The 22,183-nt window shown below is 67.4% G+C and carries 16 protein-coding genes and 1 tRNA gene; 13 read left to right on the top strand and 4 right to left on the bottom strand.

Annotation, left to right across the window (positions count from 1 at the left end; all coding sequences use genetic code 11):
* Nucleotides 1–166 precede the first annotated feature (166 nt).
* The 7 genes from ABDW61_RS14525 (at nucleotide 167) to pbpG (ending at nucleotide 9,492) form a co-directional block, all read left to right on the top strand.
* Nucleotides 167–1,963, top strand: coding sequence for an acetolactate synthase 3 catalytic subunit (locus ABDW61_RS14525; protein WP_343639584.1), 1,797 nt, complete (start codon nucleotides 167–169; stop codon nucleotides 1,961–1,963).
* A gap of 175 nt (nucleotides 1,964–2,138) precedes the next feature.
* Nucleotides 2,139–2,630 (top strand): acetolactate synthase small subunit, encoded by a 492-nt coding sequence (ilvN, locus tag ABDW61_RS14520; protein ID WP_343639582.1) that lies wholly within the window; start codon nucleotides 2,139–2,141, stop codon nucleotides 2,628–2,630.
* A gap of 53 nt (nucleotides 2,631–2,683) precedes the next feature.
* On the top strand, nucleotides 2,684–3,700 hold the full coding sequence (ilvC, locus tag ABDW61_RS14515) for a ketol-acid reductoisomerase (protein ID WP_343639581.1): 1,017 nt from the start codon (nucleotides 2,684–2,686) through the stop codon (nucleotides 3,698–3,700).
* Nucleotides 3,701–3,907: 207 nt separating this feature from the next.
* On the top strand, nucleotides 3,908–4,756 hold the full coding sequence (gene pssA / locus ABDW61_RS14510; RefSeq protein ID WP_343639580.1) for a CDP-diacylglycerol--serine O-phosphatidyltransferase: 849 nt from the start codon (nucleotides 3,908–3,910) through the stop codon (nucleotides 4,754–4,756).
* A 255-nt stretch (nucleotides 4,757–5,011) separates the two neighbouring features.
* Nucleotides 5,012–6,697, top strand: a complete 1,686-nt coding sequence (gene leuA, locus ABDW61_RS14505) for a 2-isopropylmalate synthase (RefSeq protein ID WP_343639578.1) — start codon at nucleotides 5,012–5,014, stop codon at nucleotides 6,695–6,697.
* Between the two features lie 57 nt (nucleotides 6,698–6,754).
* A complete protein-coding gene (locus tag ABDW61_RS14500) occupies nucleotides 6,755–8,296 on the top strand; it encodes a 2-isopropylmalate synthase (RefSeq protein ID WP_343639576.1) in 1,542 nt (513 codons plus the stop codon).
* A gap of 182 nt (nucleotides 8,297–8,478) precedes the next feature.
* Nucleotides 8,479–9,492: a D-alanyl-D-alanine endopeptidase gene (gene pbpG, locus ABDW61_RS14495; protein WP_343639574.1), complete on the top strand. Its 1,014-nt coding sequence runs from the start codon at nucleotides 8,479–8,481 to the stop codon at nucleotides 9,490–9,492.
* A 97-nt stretch (nucleotides 9,493–9,589) separates the two neighbouring features.
* Here pbpG and ABDW61_RS14490 read toward each other — a convergent pair whose 3' ends face one another.
* From ABDW61_RS14490 to hpnC, 4 genes are all read right to left on the bottom strand, one after another.
* Nucleotides 9,590–10,357, bottom strand: coding sequence for an IclR family transcriptional regulator (locus ABDW61_RS14490; RefSeq protein ID WP_343639572.1), 768 nt, complete (start codon nucleotides 10,355–10,357; stop codon nucleotides 9,590–9,592).
* A gap of 120 nt (nucleotides 10,358–10,477) precedes the next feature.
* The gene (gene hpnE, locus ABDW61_RS14485) at nucleotides 10,478–11,752 is read right to left on the bottom strand and encodes a hydroxysqualene dehydroxylase HpnE (protein WP_343639571.1); all 1,275 of its coding nucleotides are present in this window, start codon (nucleotides 11,750–11,752) and stop codon (nucleotides 10,478–10,480) included.
* Nucleotides 11,753–11,762: 10 nt separating this feature from the next.
* Nucleotides 11,763–12,659 (bottom strand): presqualene diphosphate synthase HpnD, encoded by an 897-nt coding sequence (hpnD, locus tag ABDW61_RS14480; protein ID WP_343639570.1) that lies wholly within the window; start codon nucleotides 12,657–12,659, stop codon nucleotides 11,763–11,765.
* Entirely contained in the window at nucleotides 12,656–13,528 is an 873-nt protein-coding gene (hpnC, locus tag ABDW61_RS14475) for a squalene synthase HpnC (RefSeq protein ID WP_343639569.1), read from the bottom strand. Before hpnC ends, hpnD begins: the two co-directional genes overlap by 4 nt.
* A gap of 301 nt (nucleotides 13,529–13,829) precedes the next feature.
* Here hpnC and ABDW61_RS14470 point away from each other — a divergent pair, with 301 nt between their 5' ends.
* From ABDW61_RS14470 to clpX, 6 genes are all read left to right on the top strand, one after another.
* Nucleotides 13,830–14,951, top strand: a complete 1,122-nt coding sequence (locus ABDW61_RS14470) for an efflux RND transporter periplasmic adaptor subunit (protein ID WP_343639568.1) — start codon at nucleotides 13,830–13,832, stop codon at nucleotides 14,949–14,951.
* A gap of 16 nt (nucleotides 14,952–14,967) precedes the next feature.
* On the top strand, nucleotides 14,968–18,108 hold the full coding sequence (locus tag ABDW61_RS14465) for an efflux RND transporter permease subunit (RefSeq protein ID WP_343639567.1): 3,141 nt from the start codon (nucleotides 14,968–14,970) through the stop codon (nucleotides 18,106–18,108).
* Nucleotides 18,109–18,322: 214 nt separating this feature from the next.
* A tRNA-Leu gene (locus ABDW61_RS14460) sits at nucleotides 18,323–18,409 on the top strand.
* A 26-nt stretch (nucleotides 18,410–18,435) separates the two neighbouring features.
* Nucleotides 18,436–19,746, top strand: a complete 1,311-nt coding sequence (gene tig / locus ABDW61_RS14455; protein ID WP_343639566.1) for a trigger factor — start codon at nucleotides 18,436–18,438, stop codon at nucleotides 19,744–19,746.
* Between the two features lie 243 nt (nucleotides 19,747–19,989).
* Complete coding sequence (clpP, locus tag ABDW61_RS14450; protein WP_343639564.1) at nucleotides 19,990–20,598, top strand: ATP-dependent Clp endopeptidase proteolytic subunit ClpP; 609 nt, start codon at nucleotides 19,990–19,992, stop codon at nucleotides 20,596–20,598.
* 202 nt (nucleotides 20,599–20,800) lie between these two features.
* Entirely contained in the window at nucleotides 20,801–22,069 is a 1,269-nt protein-coding gene (clpX, locus tag ABDW61_RS14445; protein ID WP_343639562.1) for an ATP-dependent Clp protease ATP-binding subunit ClpX, read from the top strand.
* The last annotated feature ends 114 nt before the right edge of the window (nucleotides 22,070–22,183 follow it).

The raw sequence follows: 22,183 nt of genomic DNA, 5'->3' as shown, positions 1-22,183 counted from the left end.
TTGTGTGCATAATCAGCCCCCTCGCACACCGCAGTTTTTAAGTCTCAAGTAGGCCGCCCAACCGGGGCTTTCCTGTTTTTGACGCGACGTTTCAAGTCCGCCTCACAAGGGCGAGAGGAGAAGCACCGATGGTTTTTCGTCAGAGAAAATCTCAGAGGTTCGACATATGGACATGTCTGCCGCGGACATCAAACGTGCAGCGATCACGGAAGCTCGCTCACAACCGCACCCCCATTCCGTCAGTTCCGGTCAGGAACTGAATGGCTCCGAAATCCTGGTTCAGAGTCTTCAAGCCGAAGGCGTGAAGTTCCTCTGGGGCTATCCAGGCGGTGCCGTCCTCTACATCTACGACGCGCTCTACAAGCAGGACGCCATCCAGCACGTGCTGGTCCGTCATGAGCAGGCGGCCGTGCACGCGGCCGACGGCTACGCCCGGGCGACCGGGGAAGTCGGCGTCGCGCTGGTGACCTCGGGTCCCGGCGTCACGAACGCGATCACCGGCATCGCGACGGCGTACATGGACTCGATCCCGATGGTGATCATCACCGGTCAGGTCCCCACGCCCGCCATCGGGCTGGACGCCTTCCAGGAGTGCGACACCGTCGGCATCACCCGCCCGATCGTCAAGCACAACTTCCTGGTCAAGGACGTGCGCGATCTCGCCACGACGCTGAAGAAGGCCTTCCACATCGCGCGCACCGGCCGTCCGGGCCCGGTGGTGGTGGACATCCCCAAGGACGTCTCGCTCAACCGCACCGCGTTCCACTACCCGGAGCGCGTCGAGATGCGCTCCTACAACCCGGTGAAGAAGGGCCACAGCGGCCAGATCCGCAAGGCGGTCCAGCTGCTGATGGGCGCCAAGCGTCCCTATATCTATACCGGTGGCGGCGTGATCCTGGGCGAGGCCACGGCCGAACTGCGCCAGCTGGTGGAACTGCTCGGCTATCCCTGCACCAACACGCTGATGGGCCTGGGCGCGATGCCCGGCACCGATCCGCGCTTCCTGGGCATGCTCGGCATGCACGGCACCTACGAGGCCAACATGACGATGCAGCACTGCGACGTGCTGCTCGCCGTGGGTGCCCGCTTCGACGACCGCGTGATCGGCAACCCGAAGCACTTCGCTTCGGTCGACCGCAAGATCATCCACATCGACATCGATCCCTCGTCGATCTCCAAGCGCGTGCGCGTGGACATCCCGATCGTGGGCGACGTCAAGGATGTGCTGCAGGAACTGATCGCTCAGATCAAGGAGGCGCAGGCGCGTCCGGACAGCGAGGCCATCAACGCCTGGTGGAGCCAGATCAACGACTGGCGCAAGCGCGACTGCCTGGCCTACAAGCACTCGACCGAGGTCATCAAGCCGCAGTACGTCGTCGAGACGCTGTGGAACATGACCCGCGGCCGCGACACCTACGTCACCTCCGACGTCGGCCAGCATCAGATGTGGGCCGCGCAGTTCTACCGCTTCGACGAGCCGCGCCGCTGGATCAACTCCGGCGGCCTGGGCACGATGGGCGTGGGCCTCCCTTATGCGATGGGCATCAAGCTCGCCAAGCCGGAGTCGGACGTCTTCTGCATCACCGGCGAAGGCAGCATCCAGATGAACATCCAGGAGCTGTCCACCTGCCAGCAGTACAAGACGCCGGTCAAGATCGTGTCGCTGAACAATCGCTACCTGGGCATGGTGCGGCAGTGGCAGGAACTGGACTACGGCAAGCGCTACTCGCACAGCTACATGGACGCGCTGCCCGACTTCGTCAAGCTGGCCGAGTCCTACGGGCACGTGGGTCTGCTGGTCGAGAAGCCTTCGGACGTGGAGCCCGCGCTGCGCGAGGCGATGCGGCTCAAGGACCGCACCGTCTTCCTGGACGTGCGCACCGACCCGACCGAGAACGTCTGGCCGATGGTCCAGGCGGGCAAGGGCATCTCGGAAATGCTGCTGGGGTCCGAGGACCTCTGAGACCGCTGACGGCTCGAAGCCGTCCGGCGCGGCGCGCGTTACCGCGCGCGTCGCGGCCGGCGGCGCAAGGCCCGAGGCGCTCGGAGCGATCTGGCCCATTCCCTAGATCGAAGAGCGTGGCCAAGGGCCGTCCGGTTACCGCCGGCGGTCTGAAGAGCGCGAAGGACGAGATTCCATGAAACACATCATTGCTTTGCTCATCGAGAACGAGCCGGGCGCGCTGTCGCGCGTCGTCGCGCTGTTCTCCGCCCGGGGCTACAACATCGAGAGCCTGACCGTGGCGCCGACCGAGGACCCCTCGCTGTCGCGCATGACCATCGTCACCAGCGGCAGCGACGACGTGATCGAGCAGATCACCAAGCACCTGAACCGGCTGATCGAGGTCGTCAAGGTCGTCGACCTGACCGAAGGCCGCTACATCGAGCGCGAGCTCATGCTGATCAAGGTGAGGGCCGTCGGCAAGGAGCGCGAGGAACTCAAGCGCACCGCCGACATCTTCCGCGGCCATGTCATCGACGTCACCGAGAAGACCTACACGATCGAGCTGACCGGCGACGCCGGCAAGCTCGACGCCTTCATCGACGCGATCGACCGCACCGCGATCCTCGAGACCGTGCGCACCGGCACCAGCGGCATCGGCCGCGGCGAACGCATCCTGCGCGTCTGACCACGCGCGCCACTGAACCACCCCCTGTACTGATTTCCCCCGGAGAGACCACCATGAACGTGTACTACGACAAGGACGCCGACCTCAGCCTGATCAAGGGCAAGAACGTCACCATCATCGGCTACGGCTCGCAAGGCCATGCCCATGCCCAGAACCTCAACGACAGCGGCGTGAAGGTCACCGTGGGTCTGCGCCGCGGCGGCGCGTCCTGGGCCAAGGCCGAAGGCGCCGGCCTGAAGGTGGCGGAGATCGCCGAGGCGGTGAAGTCCGCCGACGTGGTCATGATCCTGCTGCCCGATGAGCAGATCGCCGACGTCTACAAGAAGGAAGTCGAGCCCAACATCAAGGCGGGCGCCTCGCTGGCCTTCGCGCACGGCTTCAACGTGCACTACGGTCAGGTGCAGCCGCGCGAGGACCTGGACGTGTGGATGGTCGCCCCGAAGGCCCCGGGCCACACGGTGCGCAACACCTACCGCCAGGGCGGCGGCGTGCCCCACCTGATCGCCGTCTACCAGGACAAGACCGGCAAGGCGCGCGATCTGGCGCTGAGCTACGCCTCGGCCAATGGCGGCGGCAAGGCCGGCATCATCCAGACCTCGTTCCGCGAGGAGACCGAGACCGACCTGTTCGGCGAACAGGCCGTGCTGTGCGGCGGCGCCGTCGAGCTGATCAAGGCCGGTTTCGAGACGCTGACCGAAGCCGGTTACGCGCCCGAGATGGCCTACTTCGAGTGCCTGCACGAGCTCAAGCTGATCGTCGACCTGATCTATGAAGGCGGCATCGGCAACATGAACTACTCGATCTCCAACAACGCGGAGTACGGCGAGTACGTGACCGGCCCGCGCGTCGTCACCGAGGCGACCAAGGACGCGATGCGCCAGTGCCTGAAGGACATCCAGACCGGCGAGTACGCCAAGTCCTTCATCCTGGAGAACAAGGCCGGCGCCCCGACGCTGATCAGCCGCCGCCGTCTGACCGCCGAGCACCCGATCGAGCAGGTCGGCGAACAGCTGCGCGCGATGATGCCCTGGATCAAGGCCAACAAGCTGGTCGACAAGTCCAAGAACTGATCGCCTGATCAGCACCTCGACAGCCCGGCCTGCGTCAGCAGCCCGGGCTGTTTGCCTTTCAGCTGTGCACCGGCAGAGCGTCTCGCCGGCTGTTCGGGCTGTTTGTCTTCCAAGCGGCACCCGTGGCGTGGCTTTGCCAGGCCACCGGGTGCGCCCCCTTGAGGGGGCCGGCGCAAGCCGGTAGGGGGTGGGTTATCCTCCCGGCCCATGAATTCGACCGAAAACAAGAACGTGGACCTGCTCGACGAGGACGAGCTCGACGTCCTCGACGCCCCGCAGCGCCCGCGCCACAAGGGCATCTACCTGCTGCCCAACCTGTTCACCCTGGCCGCGCTGTTCAGCGGCTTCTATGCCGTGGTGATGGGCATCGGCGGGCGCTTCGAGCAGTCCGTCTACGGCATCTTCGCGGCCATGGTGCTCGACAGCCTGGACGGCCGCGTCGCGCGCATGACCAACACGCAGAGCACCTTCGGCGAGCAGATGGACTCGCTGTCCGACATGGTGTCCTTCGGCGCGGCGCCGGCGCTCATCATGTATTCCTGGGCACTGCAGGGCCTGGGCAAGTGGGGCTGGTTCGCGGCCTTCGTCTACATCGCCGGCGCGGCGCTGCGGCTGGCGCGCTTCAACACCAACATCGCCGTCGTGGACCGCCGCTTCTTCCAGGGCGTGCCCAGTCCCGCCGCGGCTGCGCTGGTGATGAGCCTGATCTGGGCGCTGGACAGCGCCGGCTACAAGGACATCCACCGCGATCCGGCGCTGGCCTGGCTGGCCTTCGGCTTCACGCTCTACGCGGGCCTCACGATGGTGACCAACGCGCCGTTCTACAGCTTCAAGGACATCACCTTCAAGCGCTCGGTGCCCTTCATCGTGCTGGTGGTGATCATGCTGGCCATCGCCGCGATCAACATCGATCCTCCGCGCGTGCTGTTCGGTGTCTTCTGCGCCTATGGCATCTCGGGCTACATCGTCTACGCGGTGCGGCGCGCCAAGGGCAAGCCGGCGAGCGTGATCGCGATGTCGACCGACGAGCCCGATGAAGCCGGCCTTCACCGATAGCGAATGCTTGAAGCGCGCCGCGCGCCGCACTGTCGTTGACGATCGCCGCGCCGCGCCCCTATATTCGATCCCCATGACGTTTCTGACCGCCACCGCGCTGCTACTACGAGGCGACCTTCGGGTTCGCTGATTTGCGCACGTCCGTCAGTCTCACGACGTTCATCCAGATCCAACGGCCCGATTGCAACTCGCAGCGGGCCGTTCGTTCATTTGGAGTCTGCGAGTTGCGCCCCTGAACCCACCAGGAACGCTCTCATGCTCAAGCAACCGCAGACCAAGTACCGCGCCTTCGCTCCCATCGCCCTCCCGGACCGCCGCTGGCCCGACGCGCAGATCACGAAGGCGCCGCTGTGGCTGAGCACCGACCTGCGCGACGGCAACCAGGCGCTGATCGAGCCAATGGATCCCGAGCGCAAGCTGCGCATGTTCCAGATGCTGGTGAAGATCGGCTTCAAGGAGATCGAGGTGGGCTTCCCCTCGGCGTCGCAGACGGATTTCGATTTCGTCCGCATGCTGATCGAGGACGGCCACATCCCTGACGACGTGACCATCCAGGTCCTGACGCAGGCGCGCCAGCCGCTGATCGAGCGCACCTTCGAATCGCTGGTGGGCGTGCCGCGCGCGGTGGTCCACCTCTACAACGCGGTCGCGCCGGTGATGCGCCGCGTCGTGCTGAACATGAGCGAGGACGAGATCGTCGACCTGGCCGTGACGCACACGGCGATGATTCGCGAGCTGGCCGCCAGGCAGCCGGAGACGGACTTCCGCTTCGAGTACTCGCCGGAGATGTTCTCGGGCACCGAGCTGGCGTTCTCCAAGCGCGTCGTGGACGCGGTGACCGCGGCCTGGGGACCGACGCCGGAACGCAAGATCATCATCAACCTGCCCACCACCGTCGAGCATTCGACGCCCAACATCTACGCCGACATGATCGAGTGGATGGGCCGGAACATCGAACGCCGCGACAGCGTGATCCTGTCGGTCCATCCGCACAACGATCGCGGCACCGGCACCGCCGCCGCCGAGCTGGCGCTGATGGCCGGCGCCGACCGCGTCGAGGGCTGTCTGTTCGGCAACGGCGAGCGCACCGGCAATCTGGACCTGGTCAACGTTGCGCTCAACCTGTACACGCAGGGCGTGCATCCGGCACTCGATTTCTCCGACATCGACGAAATCCGCCGCTGCGTCGAGCACTGCAACCAGATCCCCGTCCACCCGCGCCATCCGTATGTGGGCGAGCTGGTCTACACCTCGTTCTCGGGTTCGCATCAGGATGCGATCAAGAAGGCCTTCTCCGCCCGCAAGGAAGGCGACATCTGGGAGATCCCCTACCTGCCCATCGACCCGAAGGACTTGGGCCGCAGCTATGAGGCGGTGATCCGCGTCAACAGCCAGTCGGGCAAGGGTGGCATCTCCTACCTGCTCGAGGCTGAGTACGGCATCGAGCTGCCGCGCCGTCTGCAGATCGAGTTCAGCCAGATCGTCCAGGGCGTGATGGACACCAACGGCAAGGAGCTCGGCGCGGCCGACATCTGGCAGATCTTCGATCGCGAATACGGCGTGAAGCAGGCGCCGTCGCTGCATCCGCAGATCGATACCGCCGAAGACGGCCAGACCCGCGTCCAGGCGCAGGCCGACCTGTGCGTGCGCATGGTGCGGATCGACGGCCAGGGCAAGGGCCCGATCGACGCCTTCGTCGAGGGCCTGAACAAGCTGCTCAAGACCCAGGTCCGCGTGCTCGACTACCACGAGCACGCGCTGGGCAGCGGCGCCGACGCCCAGGCCGTGGCCTATCTGGAACTGCGCGTGGGCGAGGCGACGCTGTTCGGCGTGGGCATGGACGGCAACATCGCCTCGGCCTCGCTCAAGGCGATCGTGTCCGGCCTGCGCCGCGCGGCCCAGCGCGGGGTGCTCAAGCTCGCCGACCGCATCACCGCCTGATCCTCGGCCTAAGATCGCCGCTCATCGCCACGGCCCGCCATCGCAAGAAAGCCCTTCATGTCCGACCAACTGATCATCTTCGACACCACCCTGCGCGACGGTGAGCAATCGCCCGGCGCGTCCATGACCAAGGACGAGAAGCTGCGCATCGCGCGGCAGCTGGAGCGCTTGAAGGTGGACGTGATCGAGGCCGGCTTCGCGGCGGCCAGCCATGGCGACTTCGAGGCGGTGAAGGCGATCGCCGACACCATCCGCGACAGCACGGTGTGCTCGCTGGCGCGCGCGAACGACCGCGACATCGCGCGCGCCGCCGAGGCGCTGAAGGGCGCGGCGCGCTCGCGCATCCACACCTTCATCGCCACCAGCGAGCTCCACATGGAGAAGAAGCTGCGCATGACCCGGGAGCAGGTGCTGGAGCAGGCGATCCAGGCGGTGCGCTTCGCCCGCAACCTGACCGGCGACATCGAGTTCTCCCCCGAGGACGGCTACCGCTCGGACCCGGAGTTCCTCGCCCGTGTCGTCGAGGCGGTGATCCGCGAAGGCGCGCGCACGATCAACATCCCCGACACGGTCGGCTACGCGATCCCCGAGCTCTACGGCCAGTTCATCCGCACGCTGCGCGAGCGGGTACCCAACTCGGACCAGGCGATCTGGAGCGTGCACTGCCACAACGACCTGGGCATGGCGGTGGCGAACTCGCTGGCGGGCGTCAAGATCGGCGGCGCGCGCCAGGTCGAGTGCACCATCAACGGCCTGGGCGAGCGCGCCGGGAACTGCTCGCTGGAGGAGGTTGTCATGGCGGTGAAGACCCGCCGCGACTACTTCGGACTGGAGGTCCGGGTCGATCCGTCGCAGATCGTGCCGGCGTCCAAGATGGTGTCGCAGACCACCGGCTTCGTCGTGCAGCCCAACAAGGCGGTGGTGGGCGCCAATGCGTTCGCGCACGCGTCCGGCATCCACCAGGACGGCGTGCTCAAGGCGCGCGACACCTACGAGATCATGCGCGCCGAGGACGTGGGCTGGAGCGCCAACAAGATCGTGCTGGGCAAGCTGTCGGGACGCAACGCGTTCAAGCAGCGGCTGCAGGAACTGGGCATCCCGCTGGAGTCGGAGGCCGAGATCAACGCCGCCTTCGTCCGCTTCAAGGATCTGGCGGACCGCAAGTCGGAGATCTTCGACGAGGACATCATTGCGCTGGTGATGGACGAGTCGGTGACCCAGGACCACGAGCACTACCGGCTGGTCGCGCTGGCGCAGCGCTCCGAGACCGGCGAGCGCCCGCAGGCGCAGGTGGTGTTCGCGGAAGGGGAGGTCGAGCACCGCACCGAGAGCGATGGCAACGGGCCGGTGGACGCGGTGCTCAAGGCCATCGAGAGCAAGGTCCAAAGTGGGGCCGAAATGCTGCTGTATTCGGTCAGTGCGATCACCGGCGGCAGCACAGAATCGCAGGGCGAAGTGACGGTGCGCTTGCAGCATGCCGGTCGCGTGGTGAACGGCGTGGGGGCAGACCCGGATATCGTCGTCGCCTCGGCCAAAGCATATTTGAGCGCTCTGAACAAGTTGCAGAGCAAAACGGAGCGGGTCGCCGCCCAAGGTTGACAGGACAACACGCGCAGGCCCTCGGGCCGCGCCGGATGGCACGGATTCAGGCACTTTAAGAGCCTGCGTTAAGTCATTGATCTTGCCGGTCTTTCAGCGATCCCCTAAACTCGCGCCCACATCTGGGGACTGGATTGAAGACCATTGCGACATTGCTGTCTGGTGCCGCGCTCAGCGGCGTCATGTTGCTGACGGGTTTGACCGCCAGTCTCGCGCCGGTTCAAGCGGCGCAGGCGGCGACCACCACGTCGTCCTCCAAAGCCAAGGCCAAGAGCGTGCGCAAGGCCAAGCCGGCGCCGCGCTCTCCGCGCAAGGTGGCTGCCCGCGCGGCGGCCCCGATCCGGGAGGTCGTGCCCGCCAAACCGTCCTTCGGGACGATGTACGGCCTGCACGACACCGAAGACCCCCTCGACCTCAAGTCCAGCGTCGCCTACGTGGTCGACCAGGACACCAACGAGGTGCTGTTCTCGAAGAACCCGTCGGCGGTGCTGCCGATCGCGTCGATCACGAAGCTGATGACCGCGCTGCTGGTCGTCGAGGCCAACCAGTCGCTTGACGAGAAGCTCGAGATCACCGACGAGGACAAGGACACCGAGAAGTTCACCGGCTCGCGCCTGGCGGTCGGCACCACGCTGACCCGCGGCGAGCTGCTGCACCTGGCGCTGATGTCCTCGGAGAACCGGGCGGCGCATGCGCTCGGGCGCAACTATCCGGGCGGCCTGGAGGCCTTCGTCGGTGCGATGAACGCCAAGGCGCGGCTGCTGGGCATGATGGACACCCATTACGTCGAGCCCACCGGCCTGTCGAGCCGCAACCAGTCCAGCGCCGCCGACCTGGCCAAGCTGGTCAAGGTGGCGCACAGCTTCCCGCTGCTGCGCGAGCTGTCGACCTCACCGGAGTACACCGTCGCGCTGGGCCGCCGGCAGGTCCGCTTCGGCACCACCAACGGCCTGGTCCGCCAGGGCGACTGGGACATCGGCCTGCAGAAGACCGGCTTCATCAACGAGGCCGGCCAATGCCTGGTGATGCAGGCCCAGCTCGCCGGGCGCAAGCTGATCATGGTGTTCCTGGATTCGGCCGGGAAGTACTCGCGGATCGGCGACGCCGAACGCGTCCGCAAGTGGCTGACCGGAGCCGCATCGCCGCTGGCGGCGGCCACGGCCACGGCGGTCGCGCCCGCCATCTCGGCAAAATGATGTGGGCGAGATGATTCAGGCGAAGTGATTTCGTCGAAGCAAGCCGGCGGCCGTCGAGGCCGAGCACAGAAGCGGGCCTTGAGCCCGCTTCGTCGTTTCAGCCGCGGAAACCGAGCGCCGCGGAGATGCGTGTGGCCGTTTCCTTCAGCCGCGGGAGCCAGCCCTCCTCGAGCCGGTCCGCCGGCGCCGAGATCGACAGCCCCGCCACCAGCTTGCCCTGGTCGTCGTAGATGCCGGCGGCCATGCAGCGCACGCCCAGTTCCAGCTCCTCATCGTCGCGCGCGACGCCGCGCTGGCGCACCAGCGCCATCTCGCGCTCCAGCAGGCTGATCTCGGTGAGGCTGTTGCGGGTATGCCCCGACAGGCCGGTGCGCGTGGCGTAGGCGCGCACGCGCTGCGGATCGTCGCTGGCCAGGAACAGCTTGCCGACCGAGGTCAGGTGCAGCGGCGCCCGGCCGCCGACCGCGCGCACGACCTGCATGCCGCTGCGTTCGGAGTAGGTGCGTTCGATGTAGACGATCTCGTCGCCTTGGCGCACGGACAGGTTGACCGGCTGGTGGGTCAGCTTGTGGAGCTCGCGCATCGGGCCGATCGCCGCTTCGCGCACGTCCAGCCGCGCCTTCACCAGGTTGCCCAGCTCCAGCAGCCGCATGCCCAGGCGGTAGCTGCCGGCCTCGGGCCGGTCGACGAAGCGGCCCAGCGCCAGGTCGTTCAGGATGCGGTGGGCGGTCGAGGGATGCAGGCCGGTGGTCTCGCTGATCACTTTCAGCGAAACAGGGTCCTGGTGCTGGGCCAGCACGTCCAGCAGGGCGAACGTGCGCTCGAGGACCTGGATGGCGGGGGTCTGGAGCTCCTTGGACTTCATGGCGGACGATTGTGAAGGATTTCTCCCCGGTTTTGCATGGCGAAACCGAGAGGCGCGTCTACCGGGCGCTCTCCGTCGCGTTTGCCCATCAAGCGTGCACGCAGTGGGCGAAAACAGCGTTCAGGCGGCCGGTCCGCTCGCGGTTTGCCGCATGGCGGAACGGGCCGCGTTCAGACCGCTGCGCACCGCGCCTTCGAGCGTGGCCGGATAGGGCCCGGCCAGATAGTCGCCAGCGGCCCAGAGTCCGGCCGCGATCGAGGCCTGCGGGCGGCGCAGGCCGGGCGTGCAGGCGAAGGTCGCGCGCTTCTCGCTGAGCACGCGGACGATCCTCGGCGCCGCCACCCATCGGAAATGCCGGAGCGCCTGTGCGAGCGCGGCCTCGCCGGTGGCTTCGAGGCCCTTGGCAATCCATGGCGCGGCGCCGCTGACGACGAGGCTGAACAAGCCGGGATGCACGCCGAGCTGGCCCAGGTCGAAGGCGAACTGCGCCGGCTCCGCCGGTGATTCGCGCAGCGCGACCATGGGCGCTGGCAAGGACGAGCCGGCGCTCTGCAAGTAGACCGTGACGATGGGCTGGAATTCGAAGGCGCCGGCCATGGCGCTCCAGGATGGCGCCAGATCGCGCGTGAGCCGGGCGGCCTCGACCGAGCTGCAGGCGACGATGGCGGCGTCGAAGACCTCGCCATCGACGGCCCATCCACGCCCTGCCGCCTCCAGACGCTGGACCCGCTGTGTGCGGACCGCCGCGCCGCGCGCGAGCAGCCAATCGCGCGCAGGCGCCGGCAGCAGGGCGCTCAGCCCTTGCCGGGGCAACAGCAGGTCGGCACTGCCGGGCCCGCTGAACAGCGCGTCCTTCAGCACGCGCAGGAAAACCTGCGCGCTGGCTTGGCCGGCGGGCGTGTTGAGCGCGGCGACACAGAGCGGATCGATGAGATCGTCGCGCACCACGCGGGGCAGGTTCGCGCAGAGCCGCTCGACCGTCAGCGCGGGATCGCAGCGGAAGCCGCGCAGCATCCAGGCGCCGCTCACCGCGAGGAAGCGCAGCCGGTCCCGCAGCGGCCAGGCCGCGCAGCCCAGCACGCCACGCAGGAAGGCGAGGGTGGGCGGCCCAGGCGGCAGCGTGAGCGTCTCGCGATCGGGATAGCGCAGCCGCAGCGGCATTCGCAGCAGGCCGGCCTCCGGATCGCCACCCACGCGGCGCATCAGTGCCAGCGATTCGGTGTAGGCGCCGATCAGGATGTGCTGGCCGTTGTCCAGCGCGGGGGCGGCGCCCTCCAGGCTGCGCGCCCGGCCGCCGAGCGCCGGCGCCATCTCCAGCAGCGTGACCGCGGCGCCCAGCGACGCCGCCTCCACGGCCGCGGCCAGGCCCGCCCAGCCGCCGCCGATGACGGCCACCCGCCTCACGTCAGCGCCCGCGCCAGTTCGTCTTCATCGCGATCCACAGCTTGCGCAGCGGCGTCAGCGCGATGCGCTGGTGCAGGACCTGGAAGTTCTCGGCCTCGATCTCGCGCAGCAGCGTGCGGTAGATGTTGGCCATCATGAGGCCGGGCTTCTGCGCCTTGCGGTCGGCCTCGGGCAGCAGCGCCATCGCCTCGTCGTAGAGACGGTGCGCGCGCTCGGCCTGGAATTTCATCAGCGCGATGAAACGGTCGCTGTAGCCCCAGGGCGCGTCGCGCTTGAGGATCTCGTGCGCCTTGACGTCGAATTGCTGCAGCTCGCTCACCGGCAGGTAGATGCGGCCGCGGCGCGCGTCGTCGCCGACATCGCGGATGATGTTGGTGAGCTGCATCGCCAGGCCCAGCTTGTGGGCATAGGCCACGGTCTGCGCGTCCGTGCGGCCGAAGATGCCCGACGCCACTTCGCCCACCACGCCCGCCACCAGATGGCAATAGCGCTGCAGGCCGGCGTAGTCCAGGTAGCGCGTCTGCTCCAGGTCCATCTGGCAACCGTCGATGACGGCGAGCAGGTGCTCGACGCGGATGTCGTAGTCCTTCACATGCGGCAGCAATGCCTTCATCGCCGGATGCGAGGGCTGGCCGTTGAAGGCGCTCATCACCTCCTTGCGCCACCAGGCCAGCTTGGTCGCGGCGACACCAGGGTCGGACACTTCATCGACCACGTCGTCGACTTCACGGCAGAAGGCGTAGAACGCGGTGATCGCGGCGCGCCGCGGCGGCGGCAGGAAGAGGAACGCGTAATAGAAGCTGGAGCCGCTCGCGGCGGCCTTCTGCTGGACGTACTGCTCCGGCGTGGAGGCGCCGGCGGCCGGCGCATCGGGGGTCTTGTCGGTCTTGGTGCTCATCGCGCCGTCCCTTCGCGGCGGGTGTTCATTCGGGTCGCGGTCATCGACAGCGCGCGCCACAGCAGCAGCGGCGCGTCGGACGCGACGATCGTGGGCCGCCGGCGCAGCGCGTCGAAGCGCCCCGCTTGCAGCTTGTCGAGGATGCGAAGGCCGCCTTGTACCACCAAGCGCAGCTCCCAGCCGGCGCGTCCCGGGATCCGGTGAACCAGCGGGGCGCCTTCGAGCATCAGCGCGCGGGCCCAGCCGCACAGCGATTCGATCAGCGCGCGGGCCGCCGGACCATCGCGCAGCGCCAGCAGGTCCTGTCCCTCGACGCCATGGCGGCGGCGGTCCTCCAGCGGTGCGTAGATCCGGCCGCGCAGGCCGTCGACGGTGAAGTCCTGCCAGAAGTTGATCAGCTGCAGCGCCGAGCAGATCGCGTCCGAGCGCCGCAGCGCGTCCTCGTCGCCGATCCCGTAGAGGTGCAGCAGCAGCCGCCCGACCGGGTTGGCCGAGCGGCGGCAGTAGTCCAGCAGCTCGGCGCGGGTCGTGTAATCGGTCTTGACCAGATCCTGCTCGAAGGCGTCCAGCAGGTCCTCGAGCAGTGGCACCGGCAGCTGGAAGCGGGCGATCACCGGGCCGAGCGCCGCGAACACGCTCGCGGTCCAGCGCGGGGAGGGCGCCTGCCCGGCGGCGGCGGCGCGCAGGTCCGCGCGATAGGCGGCCAGGTCGCGCAGGCGCTGCTCCGGCGTGGCGTCGCCTTCGTCGGCCAGATCGTCGGCGGTCCGCGCGAAGCGATAGATCGCCATGATCGCGGGACGCAGGGCCGGCGGACTCAGCCAGGAAGCAACAGGAAAGTTTTCGTAGTGCTCTATGCTCACGGCCGGCATTCTCCGCTGAGCGGGCCTGCCATCTTGATGAACCTGGGTGCTGGAACTGCGCGCCGTCATCCGGGAACATCAAACCCTCGCAGTCCCCTCGCAGTACCCCGCCGAACCGTACGCCGTCGGTTTGACACGTCCGGACCCGCTGAATACATTACTGACCGGTCAGTCAGTTACTCCGGTGCCCGGTGCTGGGCGCCGCGGCTTTGTCGAGGTGTTCATGCCCCCACGGTCTCCTGTGTTCCTCTCCGTCGGTCCGTCCGATCGTTTCGCCGGCTCCCCGTCCGGCCGCTCCTGGGGTCGTGCGTTGAAGAGCCTGGCGGCAACCGCCGCCCTGGCCGTGCTGGCGGCCTGCGGCAAGCAGGCGCCGCCCCCCGAGCCGGAGCGCTACGTGCGCACCGTCGTGCTGACGCCGCAATCGGCCGGCCTGCAGCGCGAGTTCGCCGCCGAGGTGCGGGCCCGCGTCGAATCGCGCCTGTCCTTCCGCGTGGCCGGCAAGATCCTGGAGCGCCGCGTGGACCTGGGCTCGGTGGTGAAGCCGGGCCAGGTGCTGGCGCGGCTGGACAGCTCGGACCTGGTGCTGGCGCAGGAGGCCGCCAAGGCCGGCGTGCTGGCAGCCAAGGTCAATCGCGATCAACTCGGCGCCGATTACAGGCGCTACATCGACCTCCACAACCAGGGCTTCATCAGCGCCGCCGAACTCGACCGCCGCGATGCCGCCTTCAAGGCCGCGCAGGCGCAGTTCGACCAGGCGCGCGCGCAGTCCGACGTGCAGCGCAATCAGGCGCAGTACTCGAGCCTGGTGGCCGACGTCGCCGGCGTGGTGACCGGCATCGACGCCGAGCCGGGGCAGGTCGTGGCCGCCGGCACGCCGGTGGTGCGCGTGGCCAACGACGGGCCGCGCGACATCGTCTTCTCGGTCTCCGAAGACCAGGTCGCGCTGGTGCGCGCGGCGGCGGCGCGTCCTGACGGCCTCAAGGTCCGCCTGTGGAGCGACGCCAAGGCCGAGGCCCAGCCGATCAAGCTGCGCGAACTCGCCGCCGCCGCCGATCCGGTGACCCGCACCTTCCTCGTGAAGGCCGAGCTGCGGGATCAGGACGTGCATCTGGGCCAGACCGCGACGGTGATCCTGACCGGCGCGCCGACGGACAACGCGATCAAGCTGCCGCTGAGCGCGGTGATGGAATCGCAAGGGAAGAGCGCCGTGCTGCTGCTCGACCCCAAGACCATGACGGTGAATCCGAAGCCGGTGACCGTCGTCGGCGCCGAGGGCAACGAGCTCGTCGTGCAAGGCCTGGCCCCGGGTCAGGAGGTGGTCACGGCCGGCGGTCACGTACTGACGCCGGGGCAGAAGGTCAAGCGCTTCCGTCCGCCGGGCACGCCGACCGAAGGCGCCGCGCCGCCGCCCGCCGCACCGGCCTCGCGCTGATCCCGGGGAGCGCTGAATGAGCAACCCGAGCCGCGCCGGTTTCAACCTCTCGCGCTGGGCGCTGGAGCATGCCCCGCTGACACGCTACCTGATGGTGGTGCTGATGGTGCTGGGCTTCGCCGCCTACTTCCAGCTGGGCCAGGACGAGGATCCTCCGTTCACCTTCCGCGCGATGGTCGTGCAGGCCTACTGGCCCGGCGCGACACCGCAGCAGATGGCCGAGCAGGTCACCGACAAGATCGAACGCACCCTCCAGGAGGTGCCGCACGCCGACAAGATCCGCAGCTACACCAAGCCGGGGGAGTCGCTCACCATCTTCCAGGTGAAGGACAACACCTCGCCGGGGGAAGTGCCCCAGCTCTGGTACACGGTGCGCAAGAAGATCGGCGACCTCAGGGCCACGCTGCCGCAAGGCGTGCTGGGCCCGTTCTTCAACGACGAGTTCGGCGATGTCTACGGCTCGATCTTCGCGCTGTCGTCGGATGGCGGCTTCTCGATGGAGGAACTGCGCCAGCAGGCCGAGGCGGTGCGCTCCGAGCTGCTGCGCGTGCCCGACGTCGCCAAGGTCGACCTGTTCGGCGTGCAGGCCGAGAAGCTGTTCATCGAGATCTCGCAGAAGCGGCTCGCCGAACTGGGCCTGGACTTCAACCAGGTCGTGTCGCAGCTCAACGCGCAGAACGCGGTCGAGAGCGCCGGCGTGATGGACGCCGGCAGCGCCAATGTGCAGATCCGCATCGAGGGCCAACTGAACTCGATCCAGGCGCTGAGCGATTTCCCGATCCGCGGCGTCAACGCGCAGACCGGCGCGGGCAGCAGCATCCGGCTGGGCGACATCGCCAAGGTGCGCCGCGGCTACGTCGATCCGGCCACGACGATGGTGCGCTTCAACGGCAAGCAGGTCGTCGCGCTGGGCGTGTCGATGGGCAAGGGCGGCGACATCATCGCGCTGGGCAAGGCGCTGCAGGGCACCGTCACGCGGCTGCAGCAGCAGCTGCCCGCGGGCATCACGCTGCAGCAGATCCAGGACCAGCCGTCGGCGGTGAAGACCTCGGTGGGCGAGTTCGTGCACGTGCTGATCGAGGCGGTGGTCGTCGTGCTCGGCGTCAGCTTCATCAGCCTGGGCCTGCACACCAAGCCGCTGCGCATCGATGTGTGGCCGGGGCTGGTGGTCGGCATCACGATCCCGCTGGTGCTGGCCATCACCTTCGTCGTGATGCTCTACGCGGGCGTGGGGCTGCACAAGATCTCGCTGGGCTCGCTGATCATCGCGCTCGGCCTGCTGGTGGACGACGCGATCATCGCGGTCGAGATGATGGTGCGAAAGCTCGAGGAGGGCTACGACAAGATGCATGCTGCGACGTACGCCTATGACGTCACCGCCAAGCCGATGCTCACCGGCACGCTGATCACCGCGGTGGGCTTCCTGCCGATCGGGCTGGCCAAGTCCACGGTCGGCGAATACACCTTCGCCATCTTCGCGGTGACCGCGGCGGCGCTGGTGATCTCGTGGATCGTGTCGGTCTATTTCGTGCCGTATCTGGGCGCGCTGCTGCTCAAGACCCGCGCCGGCCACGAGGGCGAGGCCCACGAGGTCTTCGACACGCCGTTCTACAACCGCTTCCGCCGCTGGGTCGCCTGGTGCGTCTACCACCGCTGGAAGACCATCGGCCTGACCATCCTGGTGTTCGTGCTGGGCCTGGCCGGCATGGGCAAGGTGCAGCAGCAGTTCTTCCCGGACTCGAGCCGGCCGGAGATCCTGGTCGACCTGTGGCTGCCCGAGGGCTCGACCATCGAGCAGAGCAACGTCGTGGCCAAGCGCTTCGAGGCCCGCATGGCCAAGGAGCCGCTGGTGGGCAGCATCGCGACCTGGGTTGGCTCGGGCGTGCCGCGCTTCTACCTGCCGCTGGACCAGATCCTGCCCAACACCAACGTCAGCCAGGCCATCATCCTGCCCAAGACGCCGGCCGACCGCGAGACGCTGCGGCACAAGCTGCCGCAGATCCTGGCCGAGGAGTTCTCCGAGGTGCGCGGCCGCGTCAAGCTGCTCCCCAATGGCCCGCCGGTGCCGTATCCGGTGCAGTTCCGCATCGCCGGCGACGATCCCGCGCAGCTGCGCCTGTACGCCGACCGGGCCAAGGAGATGATGCGGGCCAATCCCAACATGGTCGGCGTCAACGACAACTGGAACGAGGCCATCAAGGTCCTGCGCCTGCAGGTCGACCAGGACAAGGCCCGGGCGCTGGGTGTCACCAGCCAGAGCATCGCGCAGGCGGCGCGCATCCTGGTCAGCGGGACGGCGGTGTCGCAGTACCGCGAGGCCGACCGGCTCATCGACATCGTCCTGCGCCAGCCGGCGCAGGAGCGTGACACGCTGTCCGAACTGGCCAATGCCTATGTGCCGACGGCCTCGGGCCGTTCGGTGCCGCTGACGCAGATCGCCAAGCCCCAGTTCACCTGGGAGCCGGGCGTGATGCATCGCGAGAGCCGCCAGTTCGCCATCACCGTGCAGGGCGACGTCATCGAGGGCCTGCAGGGCGCGACGGTGACCAACCAGCTCTGGCCGGCGCTGGACAAGATGCAGAAGGAGATGCCTCCTGGCTACTCGATCTCGATCGCCGGCGCGGTGGAGGAGAGCAGCAAGGGCACCGGGTCGATCGCCGCGGGCGTGCCCATCATGCTGTTCGTGACGTTCACGCTGCTGATGTTGCAGCTGCACAGCTTCTCGCGGGCGATGCTGGCTTTCCTGACCGGCTTCCTGGGCATCGCCGGCGTGTCCGCCGCGCTGCTGATCCTGAACCGGCCGTTCGGCTTCGTCGCGCTGCTCGGCGTGATCGCGCTGATGGGCATGATCCAGCGCAACTCGGTCATCCTGATCGACCAGATCGAGCAGGACCGCAGCCGCGGCGTGCCGCCGGCGCAGGCCATCGTCGAGTCCGCCGTGCGCCGGCTGCGCCCGATCGCGCTGACCGCCGCGGCCGCCGTGCTGGCGATGGTGCCGCTGTCGCGCAGCGTGTTCTGGGGGCCGATGGCCGTGGCCATCATGGGCGGCCTGATCGTGGCCACCGTGCTCACGCTGCTGGCGCTGCCGGCGATGTACGCCGCCTGGTTCCGGGTCGACCGGGACCGGGACGCGGGCATCGCGCCTTCGTCACATTGATCCGCTGACCCACCGGTCCCGCTGGCGGGGGAGGGGTTTCCCCCGCCGGTGAGGGCGGGTGCCCCCGCCGGAAACGCGCGAATCCTTGGCTACAATCGCCGGTTTTCCGGATCGCGGACGGCAGGGCCATGGGCTCTACTTTCTGCAACTCTGAATTACCAAGGGGCCGTCGCGCGGACTGCGCGCAGCGATCGCGGCGTCCCCAGTTCACCCGGCGCGGGTGGCGAAATTGGTAGACGCACCAGGTTTAGGTCCTGACGCCTTCACGGGCGTGCCGGTTCGAGTCCGGCCCCGCGCACCACACTTCCAACTGATTCCGAGTCCACTATGGCTGTCACCGTCGAAACTCTCGAAAAGCTCGAACGCCGCATCACGCTCACGCTGGCGGCCGCCGACGTCAACACCGAGGTCGAAGCCCGTCTGAAAAAGCTGGCCCGCACCGTCAAGGCCGACGGCTTCCGTCCCGGCAAGGTGCCGATGTCCTTCGTGGCGCAGCGCTACGGCGCGCAGGTGCAGTACGAAGTCGTCAACGACAAGCTGGGCGAGGCCTTCACGATCGCCGCCAACGAAGCCAAGCTGCGCGTGGCCGGCATGCCCACCATCACCCAGAAGGACAGCGCGGCCGAAGGCGAACTGGCCTTCGACGCGACCTTCGAGATCTACCCCGAAGTGAAGATCGGCGACCTGGCCGAGGCTGAAGTCGAGCGCGTGGCCGCCGACGTCACCGAGGAAGCCATCGACAAGACCGTCGAGATCCTGCGCAAGCAGCGCCGTTCGTTCGCGCAGCGCGGCGCGGCCGACGTGGCCGCCGACGGCGACCGCGTGACCATCGACTTCGAAGGCAAGATCGACGGCGAGCCCTTCGCCGGCGGCAAGGCCGACGGCTTCCAGTTCCTGCTGGGCGAGGGCCAGATGCTCGAAGCCTTCGAGAAGGCCGTGCGTGGCATGAAGGCGGGCGAGTCCAAGACCTTCCCGCTCGCCTTCCCCGAGGACTATCACGGCAAGGACGTCGCCGGCAAGGAAGCCGATTTCCTGGTCACCGTCAAGAAGATCGAAGCCCAGCACCTGCCTGAAGTGAACGAAGCGTTCGCCAAGGCCCTGGGCATCAAGGACGGCACGGTCGAGGCGCTGCGCGCCGACATCAAGAAGAACCTCGAGCGCGAAGTGAAGTTCCGCGTGCTGGCCCGCAACAAGGGCGCCGCGATGGACGCGCTGGTCGGCAAGGCCGAGCTGGACGTGCCCAAGGCGCTGATCGCCGGCGAAGCCGAGCGCATGGTCGCCAATGCCCGCGAAGACCTGAAGAAGCGCGGCATCAAGGACGCCGACAAGGCCCCGATCCCGGCCGAGCTGTTCAATGAACAGGCCGAGAAGCGCGTGCGCCTGGGTCTGGTCGTGGCGGAGCTGGTGCGCTCGAACAACCTGCAAGCCAAGCCCGAGCAGCTGCAGGCCCACATCGAGGACATCTCGCAGAGCTACGAGAAGCCGGCGGAAGTCGTGCGCTGGTACCTGTCGGACCGCGAGCGCATGGCCGAGGTCGAAGCCGTCGTGATCGAGAACAACGTCACCGACTTCATCCTGGGCAAGGCCAAGATCGCCGACAAGCAGCTGCCGTTCGACGAACTGATGGCGACGGCCTGATCGGCTGGCCCGGCGGAATCGGCTTGGACGCCGATCCAGCGAGGGACGACCCGCAGGACCTCTTGATTCGCCGGGCAGTCACCGCCAAGTAAGGCGCCAGGCCGCGAGGCCGGCGCCTTTTTCTTTCCCTGGCGCAACCGGCGCGCGACGGCCACTCTCCGGAGGGCCCCCCGCATGGCGGAAAGGGGATGGAGCGCACGACATAATGGTTTGTCGTGATCTCGAACCAATACAGAGGATTTCATGAGCGCGCTTGAAACCAGCAACCTGGGCATGGTGCCCATCGTCATCGAACAGTCGGGCCGCGGCGAGCGCGCCTACGACATCTACAGCCGCCTGCTCCGCGAGCGCATCGTGTTCCTGGTCGGCCCGGTGAACGATGCCGTCGCCAACCTGGTGGTCGCCCAGCTGCTGTTCCTGGAAAGCGAGAACCCGGACAAGGAGATCTCGCTGTACATCAACTCCCCGGGCGGCAGCGTCTCCGCCGGCATGTCGATCTACGACACGATGCAGTTCATCAAGCCGCAGGTGTCGACGCTGTGCATGGGCATGGCCGCCTCGATGGGCGCCTTCCTGCTGGCCGCCGGCGAGAAGGGCAAGCGCTTCGCGCTGCCGAACTCCAAGATCATGATCCACCAGCCGCTGGGCGGCGCGCAGGGTCAGGCGACCGACATCGAGATCCACGCTCGCGAGATCCTCAAGACCCGCGAGCAGCTCAACCGCATCCTGGCCGAGCGCACGGGCCAAAGCCTGGAGAAGATCCAGGCTGATACCGAGCGGGATTACTTCATGTCGGCCGACGAGGCCTCGACCTACGGCCTGATCGACCAGGTCATCGCGAAGCGTCCCTGATCGCGGCTGCGTCCGCCTCCATCCCGCCACGCGGGATGGAACCGCCGGCCGTGCACGGCAACTGACCGCCGTTGACCGTACCAACTGACCACTCTTAGGGGCTTTTATCCCCCCAAGGGTGGTGCCGGCAATTGAACTATCATCAATGCAGGCACTTGCCTGTATTCCCCGCAGCCCCTCCAGCAGCCCCAGCAGCACTCCCATGGCCGAGAAAAAAGGCAACTCCAGCGAAAAAGTCTTGTACTGCTCCTTCTGCGGCAAGAGCCAGCATGAGGTCAAGAAGCTGATCGCTGGCCCGTCGGTGTTCATTTGCGACGAGTGCATCGAGCTGTGCAACGACATCATCCGGGATGAAGTCCCGGCCGAGACGGCGGCCGGCGGCCGTGCCAGCAAATCGGACCTGCCCGTCCCCAGCGAGATCAAGACGACGCTGGACCAGTACGTGATCGGCCAGGACGTGGCCAAGCGCACGTTGGCCGTGGCGGTCTACAACCATTACAAGCGGCTGCGCCACGCGGCCGACACCAAGGACGGCGTCGAGCTGTCCAAGAGCAACATCCTGCTGATCGGGCCGACCGGCTCGGGCAAGACGCTGTTGGCGCAGACGCTGGCGCGGGTGCTCAACGTCCCGTTCGTGATCGCCGACGCGACCACGCTGACCGAGGCCGGCTACGTCGGCGAGGACGTCGAGAACATCATCCAGAAGCTGCTGCAGAACTGCAATTACGACGTCGAGCGCGCCCAGCGCGGCATCGTCTACATCGATGAGATCGACAAGATCAGCCGCAAGGCGGACAACCCCTCCATCACCCGCGACGTGTCGGGCGAGGGCGTCCAGCAGGCGCTGCTGAAACTGGTCGAAGGCACGATGGCTTCGGTCCCCCCGCAGGGCGGCCGCAAGCACCCCAACCAGGACTTCCTGCAGATCGACACGACCAACATCCTGTTCATCTGCGGCGGCGCGTTCGACGGCCTGGAAAAGGTCATCCAGAACCGCTCCGAGAAGTCGGGCATCGGTTTCGGCGCCTCCGTCAAGAGCAAGAGCGAGAAGAAGGTCGGCGAGCTGTTCCGCGAAGTCGAGCCGGGCGACCTGATCAAGTTCGGCCTGATTCCGGAACTGGTCGGCCGTCTGCCGGTCATCGCCACGCTGGGCGAGCTGACCGAGGACGCTCTGGTGCAGATCCTGACCGAGCCGCGCAACGCGCTGGTCAAGCAGTACCAGCAGCTGTTCGCGATGGACGGTGTCGAGCTGGAAGTGCGCCCCTCCGCGCTGAGCGCGGTGGCGCGCAAGGCGCTGGCGCGCAAGACCGGCGCGCGCGGGCTGCGCTCGATCGTGGAGCATGCGCTGATCGACACGATGTTCGAGTTGCCGTCGCTGGAGAGCGTCGCCAAGGTCGTGCTGGACGAACACAACATCGATGAGGACACCAAGCCGTTGCTGGTTTACCGCGAGGCCAAGGCGAGCGCCTGAGCCCGCTCCCTGCCAAGACACCCGGGCGATCTGCTTGCCACTCCTTGCCGTGGAATGCAATTGCTCAAAGGCTATTGAACGGCACCTTGTAATTGGCCCCTCGGGCCCCAGGTG

This window comes from Roseateles sp., assembly GCF_039595595.1.
Lineage (GTDB): Bacteria > Pseudomonadota > Gammaproteobacteria > Burkholderiales > Burkholderiaceae_C > Roseateles.
This window is presented reverse-complemented; position numbering and strand designations above follow the sequence as displayed.